Below are 15,077 nucleotides of genomic sequence, written 5' to 3'. Positions count from 1 at the left end.
GGAGGCGGAGGGAGCGTCTCGACTCTCGTGCTACTCGCTCGTCTGGTCGGCTATCGCGCCGCGCTTTATCTTCCCGGTGCTCGTCCGCGGGAGGTCCTCCGTCCGAATCGTGTACTGCCGGGGGCGTTTGTAGTTCGCGAGGTCGGTCCGCTCGCGGCAGAACTCGTCCAGTTCTTCCTCGGTGACGTTGCCCTCCGTGACGACGACGGCGTTGACGACGCGGCCCCAGTGGTCGTCGTCGACGCCGAAGACGTACGCCTCCGAGACGGTCGAGTGGGCTTCGAGGGCCTGTTCGACCTCGACGGGGTAGACGTTCTCGCCGCCGCTGACGAACATGTTGTCCACCCGGTCGACGATGTAGAGATAGCCCTCCTCGTCGATGCGCGCCACGTCGCGCGTCCGGAGCCACGTTCCGGAGGACGCACCGTCCTCCGGCGTCCCGCTCTCGAAATAGGATTTCGCCTCCGCCTCGGGGTTGTCGATGTAGCCGTCCGAACACCCCGGACTGCGGGCGATTATCTCACCCTCCTCGCCGGCGTCGACCGTCGCCCCGGGGTCGGGATGCTCCGTTATCGGCGCGGGTTCGACGACACGAATCTCGTAGGTGTGCGCTTCTTTTCCGATGGTACCCGGCCGTTCGCGCTGGTCTTCGGGGAGCGCGAACGTGAGGTTCGGCCCCGCCTCGGTCATCCCGTAGGTGTTGTACACCCGGTCGGTGACGTGCTCGCTCATCCGCTCGACGAGGCGTTCGCTGACGACCGACCCGCCGGTCCGGACGTACTCCAGCGAACTCGTGTCTCGCTCCAACGACTGCTGGGCGTCGACGACGGCGTTCAACTGCGTCGGCACGGCCAACAGACCCGTCGCCTCCCGTTCCTCGATCTGTTCGAGCAGGCCCGCCGGGTCGAACTCCGAGTGGAGGACCACGGTAGCGCCGGCGACGAAGTGCGGGTAGATCCAGGCGTCCGAGGAGACCATGTGATACCACGGCGTCGCGACGATGCCGGCGTCGGTCCGGTCGATACCGTGCTCCATCACGCCCTGAATCGCGCCGTACCACAACTGCTCGCTGTCGAACGGCACCGCCTTCGGCTGACTCGTCGTTCCGCTGGTGAAGAAGATAGCGCACTCCCCGCCGGCCGGCAGTGCCTCGTCGAGCGTCGGGTCCGCGTCCGACAGCACCGTCTCGTAGGACTCGACACCCGCCGCGTCGACGTCGGCGTCGCCGACGTGCACGGCCGCCTCGAAGTCGCGGCGCGCCAGCACCTCCTCGGCCGTCTCCCTGTTTGCGTCGTCGAAGACGAACCCCGTCGCGTCCACCGACTCGCACATACGGACGAACTCCTCGGCCTCCCCCCGGAACGGGAGTTGAGCGGTCGCGGCGCCGCGCTTGTGGCCCGTCACCATCGCTTCGATGGCCGCCGGGGAGTTGCCGCCGAGCACCGCGCAGCGTCCGCCCCCCAGTCGCGTCCGAAGCGCGTTCGCGAGGCGGGTGCTCCGGTCGTCGAGTTCCGCGTACGTGAACGTCCGTCCGTCGTCGTCGACGAGCGCCGTCTCGCCCCCGTGACACCGGACGGTCCGCCGGAAAGCGTCGAGGAATCTCATGCTGTAGGTCAGTACGAAGGCCTCATCGATAGTTATTAATCCTTATGGTAGCGGGAACGGACCGCACTCCCGGCGTGCGAACGGGTGAAACTTAACCGCTCGACGGCGCCGTCCCGGTATGGACGCGGCACCGACGACCGGACTGCGCGCCCTGGCGACGCGGGTGAAGCCGCCGTTCATGGCGCCCGCCGTCGGGACGGCGCTGTTCGGTGCGCTCCTCGCGCCCTCCGCCTCGCCGGCCGCCCTCTGTCTCCACCTCGTCTGCGTCGCCTCGGCGCTGTACATCGTCCATCCGACGGGTGCGAACGTCTCGCTGGACCGACCGGACCGCTCGTTCGACCGACAAGTCGGCAAGCGGACGGTGCCCGTCGTCCTCGGGAACGCCCGCGCCGCCGCGGTTCTCTGCGTTCGGGCGCCGCCCCGTGAGGAGACGGTCAGCGGTAGGTGAGACTCAGTTGCACATCGTTGGCGGCGGCGGAGAGTCGGTCCGCCAGTTCCCCCTCGCAGCGCTCGCGCGGGAGTCGATGGGCCGGTCCCGCGACGGCGAGCGACCCAACGACCGACCCCTCCAAGATGAGGGGGACGGCGACGGCGTGGACGCCGCTCAGGTCCTCGCCGAAGTTGAGCGCGTAGCCGCGTTCGCGGGCCTCCGCCAGTTCCTCGTCCAACTGCTCCCGGTCGGTGACCGTCGCCTCCGTCTGGGACGGGAGACCGTGCCGCGCCAGAATCTCGTCCACCTCCTCCTCCGGTAGGTGCGCGAGAATCGCCTTCCCGCCGGAGTTCGAGTGCATGTACTTCCAAGAGCCGATGAGGGAGTTGATGTTGATGTCCAACCCTTCCGAGCGCCCGTCGAGGTAGATGACGCGCCCGTTCTCGTGCGCCATCAGCCACGCCGTCTCTCCCGTGTCGTCGGCGACGTCCCGCAGGACTGGCAGCGCGGCGTCGTACACCGCGCGCCGGGCCCGGACGTGGTGGCCGTAGTTGAAAAACTCCAACCCGAGATGGTACTCCCCGTCGCGCTTTACGACGAATCCCCGGTCGCGCATCGTCGACAGATGCCCGTGGACGGTGCTCTTCGCGCGACCCGTCGCCGACGCCAACTCCGTCACGCCCGCGCCGTCCGCCTCTCGGATGTGTTCTACGAGGTCGAACAGCGTCTCATCAGACTTGATTCCGCCGCCTTCGGGGGTTTCCGACGCCATGTCTCCCACAGCGTCCGGGAGGCTACTAACGCTTGCGCCGGGCAACCTCCCGATTCGAACCTTCGGCTGGCGTCGCTCGCACCCACGATTCGATGCCTCGACCGACCGTCGTCACAGGAGGATCGCTGCCGGTGTCGGTACCGGGAGCGAACGGTATCTCGTCGCCGGTTAGTACGTTCCTCCTCATCGAACGAATTTGGGATACGCGACCGAAGCGTTACGCCCATAGTCTCGTAATCTGACTGCATTAGCGGAGCAAAATCGCGTTTCGGGCTCCGATGAAGCGCTCGTTCCGGAGAAACAATCGAATCGACGGGTCGTTCGACGCTTTTCGTTCGATGTTGTCGAATCACTTCGGCGCTGTCGTCGCTTCTGTACTCCCGCGCGGAGGTGGTGACGGGGGCGTTTCCCACGCGCCTACTCGTCGGGGACCTCGGGGGTGAGTTTGCCCGACTCGACGAGCGCTTCGAGCGGGTTGTCGTCCAAGTCGAAGGGGAGGTCGACGCGGCCGCGGGTGCGAACGGACTCGTAGCCGGCGAACAGTATCTCGGCGGTGGTGAGCCCGCGCCGGCCGCTCAGAACCGGTTCACGCTCCTCGTCGAGGGCATCGGCGACTTCGCCGACCGCGCGGTCGTGGAAGTGCGACCCGAACCGACTCTCCTCTTGACCGCTGTGGTGGAGCGTCTCGGACCCCACGTCCACCTCCGTTCGCTCGCCGCCGCGTTCCAGTTCGAGCATCGGTCCGTCCTCGACGTCGATGCGAATCGCTCCCTCGCTCCCCCGGATGAGGAACGCTGCGCCGACGAGGTCCGCGCCCGGCCCCGTCGAGGCGACGCCGTAGACGCCGTTCTCGTAGCGCCACTGCGCCCACATCTGGTTCTCCTGATGCGAGCCGAACCGTACGTCCTCCTCGCGGTAGTCGAGACCCGCGAGGACCCAATCGGCCGTGTACTCGTCGTTGAACATGCACGCGAGGTCGACGGAGTGCGCGCCAGTGTCGTAGAAGTCACCCCAGCCGATCTCTATCCGTTCGAGCGACCCGATTTCGCCCTCCTCGATGAGGCGCTTGGCCTCCGTGAACGGCTTGCCGAAGCGACGCTGACGGTTGAACGTTAACTGCACGTCGCGGCGCCAGCACTCCTGCACCATCGTCCGGGCGTCCTCCCAGGTGTCGGCCATCGGCTTCTCGCAGTGAATTGCGTCTACGACGCCGCTTCGGGCGCACGTGATGACGACGGGACGGTGGATGGCCGGCGGAACGCAGACGCTCACCACATCCGGTTCGAGATCTGCGAGCATCTCCTCGTAGTCGACGTAGACGTTCTCCTCCTCGAGGTCGAAGTGGTTCCCGAACGCCCTGCCGTTCTCCTCGATGATGTCGGCGGCGCCGACCAACTCGAACCGGTCGTCGGTCGCGTACGCCTCAGTGTGCCGGTAGCCCATGGCGAACCCCTCGACCGTTGGGTTGCTCGGGTCCGGGCCGGTGCCGATGACAGCGACAGTATAGGTGCTCATCTATCTACTACGGTGTGCGGGAACGACCGACATAGCGGTTTCGCCTTACGAGCCGGTCGTCGGCGGGTCTCCGCCCCCGCGCCCTCCTTCCGCACTCACCAGTACGTCCGGACGACGTCGGCGGCGTGCGTCAGGGTCTCGTAGCTGTCCGGACCCTCTTCGGCCTCGTAGACGAGCCAATCGAACCCGTGGTCGCGGACGCTGTCGACGGCGGCCTCGATGTCCAAATCGCCCTCTCCGACGACGGCGGCCTCGCCCGCGTCGCCGTCGTAGTCCTTCAGGTGGACAAGACGTACCCGTTCGGCGTGTTCATCGAGGTAGGCGAGAGGGTCGTAGCCGGCGGCGCCGGCCCACCCGAGGTCCAGTTCGAGTCCCACGTCGTCGTCCGTCGCCGCCAACAGGTGTGAGAGCGCGGGTTCGCCGTCGAGTTCGACGAACTCTTGGTCGTGGTTGTGGTAGTGCAGCGAGAGGTCGTGCGCCGCGAGGTCGGACGCGACCGCGTTCAGGCGTTCGGCGGCTGCCTCCACCGACTCGACGGACTCGAACTCCTCGGGTTCCAACCACGGTACGACGATATCCTCGCAGCCGAGTTCGCGGTAGGTCTCCGCCGTCTCGTCGAGGTCTTCCTCCAGCGTTTCGAGGCCGACGTGCGCCGCCGCGAGTTCGAGATCGGCCGACGCCAACGCCTCGCCCACCTCGTCGGCGTCGGCGTCGTCGAGGCCGGCGAGTTCGACGCCCTCGAACCCGGTCTCGCCGACGCGTTCGATGACCGTCGGCAGGGAGTCCTCGACCGCGTGGAGACTGTACAGTTGGAACCCAATCGATGTCATGGCGCGGAATTCTCCTCTCACCGGCATAAGTGTCCGTGAACGACCAAGGGTTGCCCCCTTCTCCGCCGAATGACCGTGATGGAAGTTCCGTGCGCGAAGGCAGTCTGTGGGAGGGAGCAGTCCTCAGTCGTCTCCGTCCCGGGCGTTCGATATCCGGTCGAACTGCTCGGCGGAGAGTTCGATTTCCACCGCGCCGAGGTTGTCCGACAGTTGGTCGACGGTCCGCGCGCCGACGATGGGGACGCAGGTGAACTCCGACTGCTGAATCAGCCACCGCAGGGCCACCTGTGCGGGCGTCGCGTCGAGTTCGTCGGCCGTCTCCCGAATCGCATCGAGGACGCGCCACCCGGCCTCCGAGACGTACCACTCGGAGAACTCCTCGGTGAGTTGCCCGCGCGACCCGTCCGGCGACTTCACCTCGCTCGACCCGTCGCCGATGCGTTCGTACTTGCCGGTGAGAAAGCCGCCCGCCAGCGGGGAGTACGGGCACACCGCGAGGTCCTGGTCGGCGCACACGTCGAGGTAGTCGGCCACCTCCTCGTGGTGGGCCGCGTGAAACATCGGTTGCGTCACGTCGAAGCGTTCGAGTCCCTCCGTATCGGACGTCCACAGCGCCTTCGTCAGCTTCCACGCCGCCATCGAGGAGGCGCCGAGGGCGTTGACCTTCCCCTCCTCGACGAGGTTCGTCAGCGTCCGGAGCGTCGTCTCGATGGGCGTCTCGTCGTCCCAGCGGTGGATGTAGTAGAGGTCGAGGTAGTCCGTTCCGAGACGCTCTAACGTCCCCTCTATCTCCGCGCGGATGTTCTTCCGCGAGAGGTTCTCCTGAAACCGGCTCTGCTGGGACCAGTACACCTTCGAGGCGACGACGTAGTCCTCGCGGTTCTTGTCCGAGAGCCAATCCCCGATCCACTCCTCGCTCTTGCCGTCGCCGTAGCCGTTCGCCGTGTCGATGAAGTTGCCGCCCGCCTCGTCGAAGGCGTCCAGCAGGTCGTGCGCGTCGCTTCGGTTCGTCTCCGTCACTCCGTCGGATTCCATCCCGAAGCGCCACGTCCCGAGACAGAGCGGCGACACCTTGAGTCCGGTCGAACCGAGTGTGCGGTAGTCCATACCGCGTGCCACTCTCTCGGAGTGCATAACGTTCGGGATTGCGGTCACGGTACCCGGTACCCGGAAAGCGCTCCAACGTCGGCGCGGCGGAAGGCCGGACTACGCCGGGTCCACCGCCCCCATCGACTCCAGTACCTCGTAGCAGGCGTTGACGTGGTGATAGCCGCTCTTGACCTTCGGCGTCTCGTCGATGCTCGGATGGATATCGCCGTCCGGCGTAAGGCGTTCGTAGCGGATGCCGAGCGAGTGGTTCGTCGCGTGTTCGTGCAGGTACGCCGCGATTCGTTCGTACCACTCCCAGTAGCGCTCCTCGCCCGTCGCGTCGGCGAGTCGGGCGGCCGCGCCGAGGCCCTCTTCGAGCGCCCACGTGTACTTCGCCTCGACGATGGGCGACCCGTCGCGGTCGATAGTGTAGTAGAACCCGCCCCGTTCGTCGTCCCAGCCGTCGGCGACCGAGGCGTCGAAGAATCGCTCCGCGCGGTCGAGGTACCACTCGTCCTCGTGGTGGGCGTCGAGGCGGACGAGCAGTTTCGCCCACTCCAGCATGTGACCCGGTTGGTAGCCCCACGGGCGGAACAGGTCCGCCTTCTTCTCGCGGTTGTACTCCCAGTCGACCGCCCACTCCGAGGTGAAGTGCTCGCAGAGGAGGCCGTCGGCCTCGTCCGGTTTGTCCCGTGCGATGGTCGCCGCGACGGTGACCGCCCTGTCGAGGTACCGTTCTTCGCCGGTCGCCTCGTAGGCGGCGAGCAACGCCTCCGTCGCGTGCATGTTCGCGTTCTGCCCGCGGTAGTTGGGTTCGGCTGGGTCCCACTCCTCGGTTCGGTTGCTGGCGAAGGCGCCGTGCTCCGCCTCCCAGAAGTGTTCGTCGAGGATGTCGTACGTCTCCTCGATGCGACCCTCGACGTCGCCGATGCCGGCGCGCGTCGCGGTGGCGTACGCGAGGAGAACGAAGGCGTGGCCGTACGTCGCCCGCGTGTCGTCCGTCGCCTCGCGGCCCTCGAACAGCCAGCTATACCCGCCGCGTTCCTCGTCGTACGCGACGTTTCGGAGGTACGAGAGGCCGTGCTCGGCCGCCGGTTCGCACCACACCGGTCCGTCGAGCAGTTTGCCGACGCTGAACGCGAAGACGAACCGGGCGGTCGGGACGAGATGTTTCGTGCGCGAGTCGTAAATTGCGCCGTCGCGGTCGCTCACTTGCGCGACGTAGCCGCCGAAGTGCGTGTCCACCGACCGCTCTCGGTGGAACCGAAGCGCGCCGATGGCGTCGCGCCGGAGCCATTCGGGCGACCGGGACGGGATCGGATGCGTCATACTCGGCCTCTCTCCTGCACGGTGGAAAAAGCCACCGAGTCGTCTCATCTCCGCATCCGCGGCTGTTACGTCGGACTGGCTTGGACGAGCGTCACCGCAAACACGAGCGCGAGGACGGGTTTCGAAAGTCCGTTCGAACTCGCTCTCAGCCGTCTCTCGTACTTCTTGGCCCGCGGACCTATTCAGATTACAGCGGTAGTCCTGTAACACTCGCTCGGAGGACAACGCGAACGAAAGCGGAACGTCCATATCTATCTCTCTCGTGCCGTTATTCGGACTTGTATCTCTATCCTGTCTTCGAGATGATGCCTAAATTTCCGAAAAAACAACTATTACTGGTGAATAATGCGGTGAACGATATCGAATAGTCGGAATACATCTCTATCATTGCCCGGAACGGATTTCCCCGGTACCAAAAAGGAGTCGTCAGCGGACGTCTCGCTGCGACCGACCCGATAGTCGCCCGGGCGAGTCGGGGTCGGAGGGTCGACGGAACACCGGCGCCCCGGCGGTTCCGGTGTCGTGGTAGCCGCGCGTGCGCAGTGCGAACACGAGGTCGGTGATCGAACACCACTCGTGGCTCAACAGCGGTTCCCCGTCTCTCGTCACCTTCGCGCCCGCCTCGTTCAACTCGTCGAGCGCGATGCTGTCCGGTTCGGTCCGGTCGATGGCCCGTCCGACGGCGGACCGCCGCGACCCCGCCTTTCGGTGGACATCGGCGTACTGGTCGACCTTCTCGTCGACGCGCCACGCCATGTCACTGAGCGTCTTCTGGCCGGCGCGTTCCGGGCTTCGGACCTCCCGGACGTGGTCGATGAGTCGCTGGTTCGCGGCGACCGCGTCGTCCCAGTGTTCGACGACCCACCGCGCTCGGTTCCCGAGTTCCTCGACCGGGACGACGAGCGGCGAGTCGTCGGGGACGCAGTCCTGGACCCACGGTTCGTCGCGAACGATGAGCACCTGACCGCTCGCCGCCTGCTCGAACCACGTCCGCGCGAGGGTGTCGTACTCGGTCGCGCAGATGGCGATATCACCCTTCCGGAGCATCCGCTCGTACTCCTCCCAGGAGGCCCTCGGGTACGCCTCCACCCACGGGTAGTCGGTGTACGATTCGGGAATGTCGTCCATGCTGGTGAAGACGGTCTTGATGCCGTATTCCCGGTGGAGGTCCTCGGCTATCTCGATGAGCAGTTCGGGGTGCTTCTTCTTCCATCCGGAACCCGCGATGTGGAGCCAACCCGGTTCCTTCGCGTACCGCTCTTCGAACCGACTGAAGTCGATCGGACTCTCGGTCATCACCGCGTCGTCGAGAGCGTCCTCGATGACCGTCTCCAAGAGGAACTCCCGGCCGAACACCGGGAGTTCGGTCGCGTCGAGGCCGGCTTTGAACCAACAGCCGTCGGCGAGGACGGCGTGGGCGACTTCCAGTTTCCGGTGGTAGCTGTCGCGGTAGCCGTCGGTCGCGTACTTGAACGGCAGCATCAGGTCGTGCACGTTCACGATGACGTCGAACGGCTTCGGTTCCTCCGCCCGGTGACCCGACAGCAGGAGGAGCCACTTCAGGAGGTCCTCGCGACCCTGGCGCAGTTGGTCGACCACGACGTCGACGTACCCCAGTTCCTCGTAGATGCGCTTCCGTATCACGCGCAGTTGGTCCTCGGTGTATCCGCTCTCGGTGAAGACGTACTCGCTGTCGGTTCCCTCCATGAAGGAGTCGGCTTCGAGAAGCGTAACCCGGTCGCGGTCGGCGAGGACGTCCTCGCGTTCGTAGTTCGCCGTTCCCCGGTGCGGGAGCAACCAGTAGACGTGGATGTTCGGGTCCTGACGCAACCATTCTCGGACCCACGTCACGGCGTCGTTCAGCGTCGCGTTCGCGCTGGCGTCGCGCGGTCGGTACAGTTCCGGAACGATGAGGACTCGCATCAGTGGGGCACCTTCGAACGGCTACGACGCACTCTCGCATGACTTCGTCGGCCGGTGTCCCGTCGCCTCATTTCCTCGCAAGCGACCGTAACGTCGGCACGCGCCGGCAGAAGCTCTATCTCTTCCCCCACCGATTCCGTCGCATGGCTCCCGACGAAAGCCGCGAGCAAGGCGTCGAGTTCGGTCCGCTCGGCGACGAACTGGCCGACGACGAATATCCGATGAGTAAAGAGGAACTGCTGGAACGCTACGGTGACCGAGAACTCGAACTCGAAAACGGCTCCCAGACGCTTCGGGAGGTGCTCGACCCGCCGGGGGAGACGACGTTCGACTCGGCCGACGATGTGAAACAGAGCGTCATGAGCATGGTGAGCGACGAGGCTATCGGTCGAAAGAAGTACTCCGACAGAGGCGGGCAGGGCGACGACGGGGGAAGCGCCGAGTCGGCGTAACTCCGGAATCGGCCCCTCGTCTCGCGGTCCCCCAGAAAAAGACCCGTCGCCCGAAGGCCGTCAGGACGCTATCTCGTCCAGTATCTTCTCAGCCTGTTCGACGGCTTTCTCCTCGCCGACGCTCTTTTTGACGAGGACGCTCTGAACCGCCCAGTCGTCCCCCTGTTTCCCCATCCGTACTTCAGCCCCCTCAGAAACGGACTCCGCGGCGTTCTGCGCCCAGTCGGGGGTTCGGATGTCGTCGAAGTCGTCCGGGTCGCGGAACCGGACGTGATAGTAGTCGTCTCCCGCTTCGACCGTCTCGACGTTCGGTTCGTTCGTCACGGGGACACCTCCGCGCGGGACCCCCGTGAAAAGTGTGGCTTCGAGAGAAAGCCGATAGTCGGGTCAGTCCGGATTCCGCCTGTGTTACTTTCGAATGACAGTATTGACGTTACAAGTGTACGCGTGTAAGAACTCTCACGAACGGAGATATTTCTCCGTGCGTCCGTCCGGTCGATTCGTATCGAAATCCGCCGACGCCTTCGGACTTCGCACCGGCGACTAGCCCGTAGGTTCTTGTGGCCAGCACCGATACCACGCGTATGGGCATCTCTCGACACGGTCATGGAGCGCTCGCCGCCGGTCGGGCCCTCGGGTCGCAGGTCCATCCCGTGTTCATGCTCCCGCCGGTCGCCGCCGCCGCGTTCGGCGCGATACTCGCCGCGGACGTGCACCCGGTCGTGCTTCTCGCTCACCTCCTCGCCATCTTCTTCAGCGTCTACACGGCGCACGTCAAGGACGGGTACGTCGACTTTCACCTCCGCGGCGAGGACGACGACCACCCGCTGACGGCGGGCGGGTGTCGCATGGCCCTCGTCGCCGCCGGCGCCGGATTCGCGGTCTGTCTCGCGGTCCTGTGGTTCTTCGCCGGCCCCCTCGCCGCCCTCGTCACGCTTCCCGCGTGGGTCATCGGCGTCCTTCACGCGCCGCAGTTGGACACGAACCCCGTGACGACGACGGCGGGGTACCCCCTCGGTATCGCCATCGCCCTGTTCGGCGGCTACTACGTCCAGACACTCGCCATTGCGGCGGCACCGCTCGCGTTCGCCGGCGTGTTCTTCGTCCTCCTCTGCGGCGTGAAGGTCATCGACGACTCGACGGACTACGCGTACGACCGCTCCATCGACAAACGGACTGTGGCCGTCGTCCTCGGCCGCCGGCGGGCGCGGCGGTTCGCACACTCCCTCGTCGGCGTCGCCCTCGTGGCTACGCTCTGGTTCACCGTGGACGGCCTGTTCCCGCCGTCGGCCGTCGTGGCCGCGGCCCTGTTCGGCGTCGTCGCCGCGATCAGCCTCAACGCTGATCCAGAACTCGCGACGATGTTACTCGTGCGCGGCGCGTACGTCTTCCTCGCCGTCCTCGTCGTCGGCGTCTGGTTCGCCCCACTGACCGACGCTCCGCTCCCCGACATCGGCGTTCTCGGGCCGTACACGTACCTCGCGACCGAAGTCGCGTTCGGTGCGGCCGCGCTGACGCTCCTCGCCCGCGCGGGTCGGAGCGCCCTGTGGTCCGCGGCCCGGACGATAGCCGTCCTCTACCCCGTCGCGTACCTCTGGGACTGGTACACGCTCGAAGTCGGCGTCTTCGAGATTCAGCTCCGGACCGGCGTCGAACTGTTCGGAATCCCGCTCGAAGAGCACCTGTTCATGCTCGTCGTCCCCGCGTTCGTCCTCGGCCTTCACGAGACACTCGGCCGGGCGGCGCAGGACGACTGACGAGCCATCGCCGAAACGACGCTCCTGCGCCGCTCGTCCCGGCGTACGCAGCCGCTGCGTTCATATTCTCACGTCGCGTTCCTTCCCCCCATGAACTCACAGCTAACGACGCTCCGAGAACTCGAACAGGGGCAGTTCGTCCGCCTGACCCTCGACAACGGAGCGGATATCGAAGGGCGGGCGGCGCAGAGCGGCGAGTCGAACGACGAGTGCTTCCGACTCGAACTCTCGACCGACCGGGGGGAATCGTACGACCGCTGCCAGGTCCGAACGCGCGTCATCGACGGCGCGTGGACGCCGATAACCGTCCGCGGCTACCGCTCCGGCGACGACGACTGGGTGGAGCTAGGTGCCGTCGCGAACGTCGCCCCTCTCGAACGGCGCCGGCAGATGGGCCCGGACGACACCGGGACGCGGCCGCGAACCGGCTCCGACGCCTGAGCGGGTCGGACGCCGGTCGACCGACCATCGACCGCGTCCGTGACCTGCCGGCCGGCTTATGTTCCCCGCGACAGTACCTCGAAATCAATGGCGAACGACACCGACGACGGCGCTTGGCAGCGGACGACGGACCACGACCGAATTCGATCACTGGCGGCCGAAGGCGGCGCCGCCCCGGCGCGAGCGTCGGGTCCGTCCGACGAACTGGTGCTCTCGACCGACGGGGACGCCGAGTCAGTCGAGTGGGAGCGCTTCTTCGAGCGGTTCGACGCCGAGGACCGACTCCTCCAGTACCGCCGGAGCGGTCCCGACGACGAACCGGTCCTGCGGGTCGTCGACCGCGACTACGTCGCCGACGCCGAGGAGGCGGCCAAGCGGGAGCGTCCGTCGAACGAGGACGAAGATACGGTCGCCACCGGCGACACCGGTGACTCCGAACCGGTCGCGTACGACGGCCCGGGGCAGGATGACGCCGACGACGCCGGCAGGCAGAGCTAACTCCTCGCCCGACGACCGTCGACCCTTCGGCGTCTGCTCGGGCGGGAGTTAGAACCCGAGCACGCGCTCGTCTTCCACGTCGGGTACGCGATATACGGCCTGACGCTCGGAACGTGGCTGGCTTCGAGAGAACGGTTGGGCGAGGTGTGCGAGTAGCCGTCCCGCTCGAAGGCTTTTCCTACTATCCTAACTGACGGGACTCCCCCCTCCGGACCGAAACCGAGGGCGAATGCCTATCGTCCCAACGACGGCGTCCAAGAACGGTGTACGCTTACTTTGACATCCTCCCCGCGCTAAAGGGCGAGGATTCCCGACCGCCGTTGGGATATTGTGGTTTACGACGTAACCTATTCTCGCGGTGCGAAGCATCCGCTCTCTGAATCGAACAGGTACACCGATGGCTGTGCCAACCAACCGTTACTCCTATCTCCCCCATCACAGGCGAGACTCGGAGATACTTTCTGTCGAATGTTCTCCGCACCGTTCACGTCCGCGTTCGCCACCGTACCGCACTCATCGCACACGTACAACCCGCGTTCAACACGGTTGGCGTCACGCTTCCGGCCACAGCACGAACACGACTTCGACGTGTCCCGCTCAGATACTTGTTCGACCGTGATGCCTTCCATCTCAGCCTTGTACTCAAGCATCGAAGTGAAGCGGTCGAACGCCCATGAGTGCAAGTCAAGGTTGCCGTGCCGACCCCAGTTCTTTGACTCATCGTTCTCCTCGTCCTCACGGATACCAGAGAGGTCGCCCACCACAATCGTTCCAACGCCTTCGTCAACACACCGCTGGACGATGTGTTTCGAGAGGGTGTGGAAGTAGTGGGTACGGCGAGCCGACTTCTTCTGGTTCAACCGTGTGGCCTGCTCGGAGTCCGAATCATCACAGCGAGCAATCCGTTTGCTGAAGTAGTAGTCGTCTTGCTTCAGACAGTTCAACGGGTACAGTTCGCTGTGGCCGTCTTCGTAGGCGAGCGCGACGAAGTTGTTGATGCCAAGGTCAACACCCACAGCATTCTCACCGGGAGCTTCTGACACCTCGATTTCGACCTTGCAGACAACGTGCAATTCCCACTCGTCACCAGTCCAGACTGCCCGTACTTGTTGGACGCTCTCTACAGTTGAGAGGTCAACGTCGGGTTGGGTCTGGTATTTGCAGAGGATGAAGTCCGACCAGTATTCTTTGAGGTTGGAGCCTTTGCTGAGTCGGATTCGCTCGTACTTGGTGTCGAGTTTGAAGCCAGCGGCTTTGAACGTGACCGTTGAACGCGGGTGTTCGTCGTTGTGTTTGCGGTACTTCGGTGGGTTCGCTCTCGTGTCTCTGTTACGTCGTTTGCCGTGCCAGCCGTTGAACGCTTCAGCGAGTTCTTGAAGGACTCGCTGACTTGACTGAGAATGCAGGTCATCATAGCGTTCGTGCGACTTGAGGTACGTGGTGAGTTCGTTGTGGCCGGGAATGTGCTCGACTTCTGACCACTCGCGGTCGCAGACCCACCGTCCGACGTTCCAAAGTATCGAGGCTGAAAACCCGAGCGAATCAAGGTCATCAGACACCTGTTGCTGGTTCCTGATGGACGCAATGTAGGTGCGGGTGACAACCTGTTTCGCAATACGTAACCTATGTCATCAAACAAATAAGAAGGTATGGATTCGAGCGTGGAATATCCGAGTCTGCCATCGGTGGTGGATGTGTAGGAGTTGTCAGATTCATCCCCGCCCTAAAGGACGGGGCTTTCTCCTCGATTCTCCGTAAACATAGTACGCGTTTGAACGTCAGCGACGCACAGTCACCCGACTGGTTCCTTCCAGTGGACGACGACGTTCCCGACCGCGAACGAGTCGTCCTCCGAGGCGTCTCGTCGGATTCGCAGCGTGTTCTCCCCCTTCCGGAGTTCGCCCCCGGAGACGGCGTCCATCCAGTACTGCCACCCCTCCGCCGGCGGCACGTCGAATCCGGTAAGCGGTTCGCCGTTGAGGAGTATCTCGTGGCCGTACGTCCCGACCTTGTACGCCTGCAGTTCCACGTAGGCATCCGTCGTCGCGTCTACCGGAACGGTAAACTCGTGCTCCGAGGTTCGATCGCCCGCGAACGTGGCCCACGGGACGTCGAGTCCGTCCCCGTCCGGACCCAACTGTTCGAGAATCGGTAGCAGCGCGTAGTTGGCACGGTATCGGTCGGCCATGTGTCTACCTCGGAAGGCACGCACAAAGCGCTTCCGAGACGGAAGGGACCAGTCGTCCGAACGAGACCGGAAGACGGAAACTGGAACGCCGGCCGTCAGGACTCGTTAGAGTGAAACGAAACCAGCGTTGAGTTTAGTCGCTCTGCGCGTCGCTCGACGCGCGGTCGAATCGCCGTCGGACGACTTCCGAAGGACGCCGTGCGTCTCCGCCTCGCGGAACGGTTCGGCACCGGAACGGTGTTCCCCTT

The 15,077-nt window shown here is 65.0% G+C and carries 15 protein-coding genes; 5 read left to right on the top strand and 10 right to left on the bottom strand.

All coding sequences use genetic code 11. From position 1 onward, the window contains the following. Positions 1-30: 30 nt before the first annotated feature. Positions 31-1,605 (bottom strand): class I adenylate-forming enzyme family protein, encoded by a 1,575-nt coding sequence (locus C474_RS15655; protein ID WP_008388525.1) that lies wholly within the window; start codon positions 1,603-1,605, stop codon positions 31-33. Between the two features lie 118 nt (positions 1,606-1,723). Here C474_RS15655 and C474_RS15650 point away from each other — a divergent pair, with 118 nt between their 5' ends. Further along, the gene (locus C474_RS15650) at positions 1,724-2,053 is read left to right on the top strand and encodes a UbiA prenyltransferase family protein (RefSeq protein ID WP_008388524.1); all 330 of its coding nucleotides are present in this window, start codon (positions 1,724-1,726) and stop codon (positions 2,051-2,053) included. On the opposite strand, the gene C474_RS15645 is transcribed toward C474_RS15650, so the two are convergent. The 6 genes from C474_RS15645 to C474_RS15620 all read right to left on the bottom strand — a co-directional run bounded on the left by C474_RS15645 (position 2,040) and on the right by C474_RS15620 (position 9,493). After that, positions 2,040-2,807: an IclR family transcriptional regulator gene (locus C474_RS15645; protein ID WP_008388523.1), complete on the bottom strand. Its 768-nt coding sequence runs from the start codon at positions 2,805-2,807 to the stop codon at positions 2,040-2,042. The genes C474_RS15650 and C474_RS15645 overlap by 14 nt on opposite strands. 417 nt (positions 2,808-3,224) lie before the next feature. After that, positions 3,225-4,322, bottom strand: coding sequence for a Gfo/Idh/MocA family protein (locus C474_RS15640; protein ID WP_049917086.1), 1,098 nt, complete (start codon positions 4,320-4,322; stop codon positions 3,225-3,227). Positions 4,323-4,417: 95 nt separating this feature from the next. Then, positions 4,418-5,152: a sugar phosphate isomerase/epimerase family protein gene (locus C474_RS15635; RefSeq protein ID WP_049917085.1), complete on the bottom strand. Its 735-nt coding sequence runs from the start codon at positions 5,150-5,152 to the stop codon at positions 4,418-4,420. Between the two features lie 123 nt (positions 5,153-5,275). After that, on the bottom strand, positions 5,276-6,259 hold the full coding sequence (locus tag C474_RS15630; RefSeq protein WP_049917084.1) for an aldo/keto reductase: 984 nt from the start codon (positions 6,257-6,259) through the stop codon (positions 5,276-5,278). A 99-nt stretch (positions 6,260-6,358) separates the two neighbouring features. Beyond that, positions 6,359-7,570: an AGE family epimerase/isomerase gene (locus tag C474_RS15625; protein ID WP_008388518.1), complete on the bottom strand. Its 1,212-nt coding sequence runs from the start codon at positions 7,568-7,570 to the stop codon at positions 6,359-6,361. 426 nt (positions 7,571-7,996) lie between these two features. Continuing rightward, positions 7,997-9,493, bottom strand: a complete 1,497-nt coding sequence (locus C474_RS15620) for a glycosyltransferase (RefSeq protein WP_008388517.1) — start codon at positions 9,491-9,493, stop codon at positions 7,997-7,999. 143 nt (positions 9,494-9,636) lie between these two features. Here C474_RS15620 and C474_RS15615 point away from each other — a divergent pair, with 143 nt between their 5' ends. Further along, on the top strand, positions 9,637-9,945 hold the full coding sequence (locus C474_RS15615; RefSeq protein WP_008388516.1) for a DUF5789 family protein: 309 nt from the start codon (positions 9,637-9,639) through the stop codon (positions 9,943-9,945). A 60-nt stretch (positions 9,946-10,005) separates the two neighbouring features. Here C474_RS15615 and C474_RS15610 read toward each other — a convergent pair whose 3' ends face one another. Beyond that, positions 10,006-10,269 carry a hypothetical protein gene (locus C474_RS15610; protein ID WP_008388515.1) on the bottom strand — a complete coding sequence of 88 codons (264 nt, stop codon included), beginning with the start codon at positions 10,267-10,269 and terminating at the stop codon, positions 10,006-10,008. 260 nt (positions 10,270-10,529) lie between these two features. Between C474_RS15610 and C474_RS15605 the strand changes: the two genes are divergently transcribed. The 3 genes from C474_RS15605 (at position 10,530) to C474_RS15595 (ending at position 12,641) form a co-directional block, all read left to right on the top strand. After that, on the top strand, positions 10,530-11,702 hold the full coding sequence (locus tag C474_RS15605; RefSeq protein ID WP_008388514.1) for a lycopene cyclase domain-containing protein: 1,173 nt from the start codon (positions 10,530-10,532) through the stop codon (positions 11,700-11,702). Between the two features lie 90 nt (positions 11,703-11,792). Continuing rightward, positions 11,793-12,143: a hypothetical protein gene (locus tag C474_RS15600; RefSeq protein ID WP_008388513.1), complete on the top strand. Its 351-nt coding sequence runs from the start codon at positions 11,793-11,795 to the stop codon at positions 12,141-12,143. An 87-nt stretch (positions 12,144-12,230) separates the two neighbouring features. Continuing rightward, a complete protein-coding gene (locus C474_RS15595; protein WP_008388510.1) occupies positions 12,231-12,641 on the top strand; it encodes a hypothetical protein in 411 nt (136 codons plus the stop codon). Between the two features lie 347 nt (positions 12,642-12,988). Here C474_RS15595 and C474_RS15590 read toward each other — a convergent pair whose 3' ends face one another. Together C474_RS15590 and C474_RS15585 are read right to left on the bottom strand one after the other, a co-directional pair. Further along, on the bottom strand, positions 12,989-14,257 hold the full coding sequence (locus tag C474_RS15590) for an RNA-guided endonuclease InsQ/TnpB family protein (protein WP_049917083.1): 1,269 nt from the start codon (positions 14,255-14,257) through the stop codon (positions 12,989-12,991). 176 nt (positions 14,258-14,433) lie between these two features. Further along, complete coding sequence (locus C474_RS15585; protein ID WP_008388506.1) at positions 14,434-14,829, bottom strand: DUF7383 domain-containing protein; 396 nt, start codon at positions 14,827-14,829, stop codon at positions 14,434-14,436. Between the last annotated feature and the right edge of the window lie 248 nt (positions 14,830-15,077).

Source organism: Halogeometricum pallidum JCM 14848 (genome assembly GCF_000337095.1).
In the GTDB taxonomy this organism is placed as follows: domain Archaea; phylum Halobacteriota; class Halobacteria; order Halobacteriales; family Haloferacaceae; genus Halogeometricum; species Halogeometricum pallidum.
This window is presented reverse-complemented; position numbering and strand designations above follow the sequence as displayed.

Coding starts and splice junctions, on each gene's coding strand:
- C474_RS15655 (WP_008388525.1), bottom strand. CDS start 1,605: ATGAGATTCCTCGACGCTTTCCGGCGGACCGTCCGGTGTCACGGGGGC.
- C474_RS15650 (WP_008388524.1), top strand. CDS start 1,724: ATGGACGCGGCACCGACGACCGGACTGCGCGCCCTGGCGACGCGGGTG.
- C474_RS15645 (WP_008388523.1), bottom strand. CDS start 2,807: ATGGCGTCGGAAACCCCCGAAGGCGGCGGAATCAAGTCTGATGAGACG.
- C474_RS15640 (WP_049917086.1), bottom strand. CDS start 4,322: ATGAGCACCTATACTGTCGCTGTCATCGGCACCGGCCCGGACCCGAGC.
- C474_RS15635 (WP_049917085.1), bottom strand. CDS start 5,152: ATGACATCGATTGGGTTCCAACTGTACAGTCTCCACGCGGTCGAGGAC.
- C474_RS15630 (WP_049917084.1), bottom strand. CDS start 6,259: ATGGACTACCGCACACTCGGTTCGACCGGACTCAAGGTGTCGCCGCTC.
- C474_RS15625 (WP_008388518.1), bottom strand. CDS start 7,570: ATGACGCATCCGATCCCGTCCCGGTCGCCCGAATGGCTCCGGCGCGAC.
- C474_RS15620 (WP_008388517.1), bottom strand. CDS start 9,493: ATGCGAGTCCTCATCGTTCCGGAACTGTACCGACCGCGCGACGCCAGC.
- C474_RS15615 (WP_008388516.1), top strand. CDS start 9,637: ATGGCTCCCGACGAAAGCCGCGAGCAAGGCGTCGAGTTCGGTCCGCTC.
- C474_RS15605 (WP_008388514.1), top strand. CDS start 10,530: ATGGGCATCTCTCGACACGGTCATGGAGCGCTCGCCGCCGGTCGGGCC.
- C474_RS15600 (WP_008388513.1), top strand. CDS start 11,793: ATGAACTCACAGCTAACGACGCTCCGAGAACTCGAACAGGGGCAGTTC.
- C474_RS15595 (WP_008388510.1), top strand. CDS start 12,231: ATGGCGAACGACACCGACGACGGCGCTTGGCAGCGGACGACGGACCAC.
- C474_RS15585 (WP_008388506.1), bottom strand. CDS start 14,829: ATGGCCGACCGATACCGTGCCAACTACGCGCTGCTACCGATTCTCGAA.